Raw genomic sequence first — 3094 nt, 5'->3', positions numbered from 1 at the left:
AAACGCCTGGTCCCATTCCGAACCCAGAAGCTAAGCCTCTCATCGCTGATAATACTGCATCTTTCAGGTGTGGAAACGTAGGTCGCTGCCTAGTTGATCAATTTTTACTTACTTACTCTTCACACTTATCAATCTCTAACCTTTTTTATACTTTTTACTATTCAAAACTATTATTATAATACTTTTTTTACTTACTTTATATTGCTTTTAATTTATTTTATTATGGTATTATCTTGCATATTATATTAGGAATTTAGATGAAAAATTATATTAAAGATCAAATTAAAAAATCTTACGAAACAAAACAAGCAATTTATAAAAATGAAGAATTATTAAATAAGATTATGGAAGTCTCAAAGTTATGTGTAGAATTATATAGAGGTCCAAATAAAACTATTTTAGCAGGAAATGGTGGTAGTGCAGCAGACGCACAGCATATAGCAGCAGAACTTGTTGGTAGATATGGCTTTGATAGACCTTCTCTTCCTTCTCTAGCACTTACAACAGATACATCATGCCTGACTGCTATTGGAAATGATTATGGTTATGATAAAGTTTTTTCTCGTCAACTTGAAGGGATGGGACAAAAAGGTGACATATTTTTTGGCATCTCTACTTCTGGTAATTCTGTGAATCTTATAAATGCATTTAATAGTGCCAAAGAAAAAGGAATTATTACTGTAGCTTTAGTTGGAAGAGATGGTGGTGATATGGCTAAAATAGCTGACTTTGCTTTAGTAGTTCCATCTGATTCCACACCCAGAATACAAGAATCTCATATTTTGATTGGTCATATCATATGTGACATAATAGAAAAAGAAATATTTAGTGATGGTGTATGCTAATTGAATAAGACTAAAGCTCTATTTCTAGATCGTGATGGTGTTATAAATATTGAAAAAGATTATCTTTACAAAATAGAAAACTTTGAATTTATAGATGGAATCTTTAATCTTTGCCAATACTACCAAAATCTAGGTTTTATTATTATAGTTGTAACTAATCAATCTGGAATTGCTAGAGGATATTACACAGAAGAAGATTTTAATGAATTAACTTCTTGGATGCTAAAAGAATTTTCTTTAAAAAACATATGTATAAAAAAAGTATATTATTGTCCTCATCATCCTACTGTATCTGAAAAATGTAACTGTCGTAAACCAAACCCAGGAATGCTACTTGAAGCTTCTAAAGATTTTAATATTGATCTTAAAAATTCTATAATTATTGGGGATAAAGAGAGAGATATAGAGGCTGGTTTAAATGCTGGTTTAACTACTGCATATTTATTCGATGAAAGTAAAAATATTAAGGCTTCAAAAGCAAATAAAATAGTTTCTAAGTTAGGAGAAATTTACAGTGTTAATACTTAATAGTGGCGGTACTTTTAATAATAGATATAATCCACTAAATGGTAAATCTGAAATACCATATGATAATCATGATATTGAAAAAATATTAAAAAGTGCATATTTTGATTATGATTTAGCTGGTGTTATTTATAAAAATAGTTCAGATATGGATATTAACGATAGGAAAATACTTGCAAGTATCATAATGGAATCTAAAGATGATACATTTATAATAATTCATGGCACTGATACTATTAATATTACTGCTGAATTTTTATCTGAAATATTTGAAGATAGAAAAATTATTTTAACTGGAGCTTTTAGGCCATTTGAAATAGATAACATTGAAGCAAGTTTCAACCTCGGATTAGCAATCGGCTTCGTTAAAGCAGAACCCAAAAATGGTGTGTATATTTGTATGAGTGGATATATAGAACCTTGGAAGCTATTAGTTAAGAATAGAGTATTAGGGAAGTTTGAACTTGTCCGATAAAGTAGCCTGTAGCCACTGTCATCTTAGCTTTGATAAATCTGTTATGATTAAAGATTCAGATCATTACTTCTGCTGTAATGGTTGTAGGGGAGTATTTAAATTACTAAATGACGAAGGCTTTGAGAGCTTTTATGATAAAACTTCAAACGTAATGCTCACTCCTCCAAAAGATAAATATGAAGATTCCTTAAATTTTGATACAAATTCATTCAGAGATGCCTTTGTTAAAGTTAATAGTGATGGCTTTAATGAAGTTTCATTAATAATTGAAGGAATTCACTGTTCAGCTTGTGTATGGTTAAACGAGAAGGCTCTACATAGAATGGATGGAATTATAGAAGCTGATATAAACTTTACAAACAACAAAGCTACTATTGTTTGGGCTAATGATATTGTGAAGCTATCAGCAATTATTGATATGATTCGCTCTATTGGATATAACGCTTTTGCATACGACGCTTCTATACAAGAAGAATATGCAAACAAAGAAAGAAAAACTTACTATCTGAAAATGGCAGTTGCTATTTTCTCATCAATGAATATTATGTGGATTGCAGTTGCACAATATGCAGGCTACTTTAGTGGAATTACACAAGATATAAAAACAATATTAAACATTGCAGAAGGAATTCTAGCTACACCAGTTCTATTTTACAGCGGATGGGTTTTTTTTAGAGGTGCTTACTATGGAATTAAAACTAAAGTTGTTAATATGGACTTACTTGTTGCTACTGGAGCTTTATTAACTTATATATATTCCATTTATATTACTGTTATGCAACATGGAGAAGCATATTTTGACTCAGTTAGTATGATTATTACTTTCGTGCTTATTGGTAAATTTTTAGAAGTGTTAAGTAAGAAAAGTGCAGCCGACACCTTGGATGTTATCAGTAAGCATATTGCTAATGAAGTTAATATTATTCTTAATGGAAATGTAGTTGCTTGTAAGCTTGAAAATGTAAAAGTTGGAGATAAAGTTGTTGTAGCATCTGGAGAAAAAGTTTTACTTGATGGAAAAATAGTTAGTGGAGATGGTTCATTTGATGAATCAAGCTTAAGCGGAGAGAGTGAACCTATATATAAAAAAATAGGTGATAGTATAATAAGTGGAACAACAAGTATAGATGCTGATGTACATTTTATAGCTTCTAAAGATTTTGAACATTCAACTTTATCAAATCTTGTATCACTCTTAGAATCTGCTATAAATAAAAAACCAAAAATTCAGCAGATGGCAAATAAATTA

At 30.1% G+C, this 3094-nt stretch carries 4 protein-coding genes and 1 rRNA gene; all 5 read left to right on the top strand.

What is annotated here, in order from left to right:
- Window positions 1–94 (top strand): 5S ribosomal RNA (rrf, locus tag ACJAX4_RS23155); the annotation flags it as partial.
- 163 nt (window positions 95–257) lie between these two features.
- The gene (locus ACJAX4_RS23150; protein ID WP_435791800.1) at window positions 258–845 is read left to right on the top strand and encodes a D-sedoheptulose-7-phosphate isomerase; all 588 of its coding nucleotides are present in this window, start codon (window positions 258–260) and stop codon (window positions 843–845) included.
- Window positions 846–1373, top strand: a complete 528-nt coding sequence (gene gmhB / locus ACJAX4_RS23145; RefSeq protein WP_435791799.1) for a D-glycero-beta-D-manno-heptose 1,7-bisphosphate 7-phosphatase — start codon at window positions 846–848, stop codon at window positions 1371–1373.
- Entirely contained in the window at window positions 1360–1845 is a 486-nt protein-coding gene (locus tag ACJAX4_RS23140) for an asparaginase domain-containing protein (protein WP_435791798.1), read from the top strand. Before gmhB ends, ACJAX4_RS23140 begins: the two co-directional genes overlap by 14 nt.
- The coding region (locus ACJAX4_RS23135; protein WP_435791797.1) for a heavy metal translocating P-type ATPase at window positions 1835–3094 on the top strand (1260 nt) is incomplete at its 3' end. The genes ACJAX4_RS23140 and ACJAX4_RS23135, both read left to right, overlap by 11 nt.

The organism is Clostridium sp. (assembly GCF_051278035.1).
GTDB lineage: Bacteria > Bacillota > Clostridia > Clostridiales > Clostridiaceae > Clostridium_AD.
This window is presented reverse-complemented; position numbering and strand designations above follow the sequence as displayed.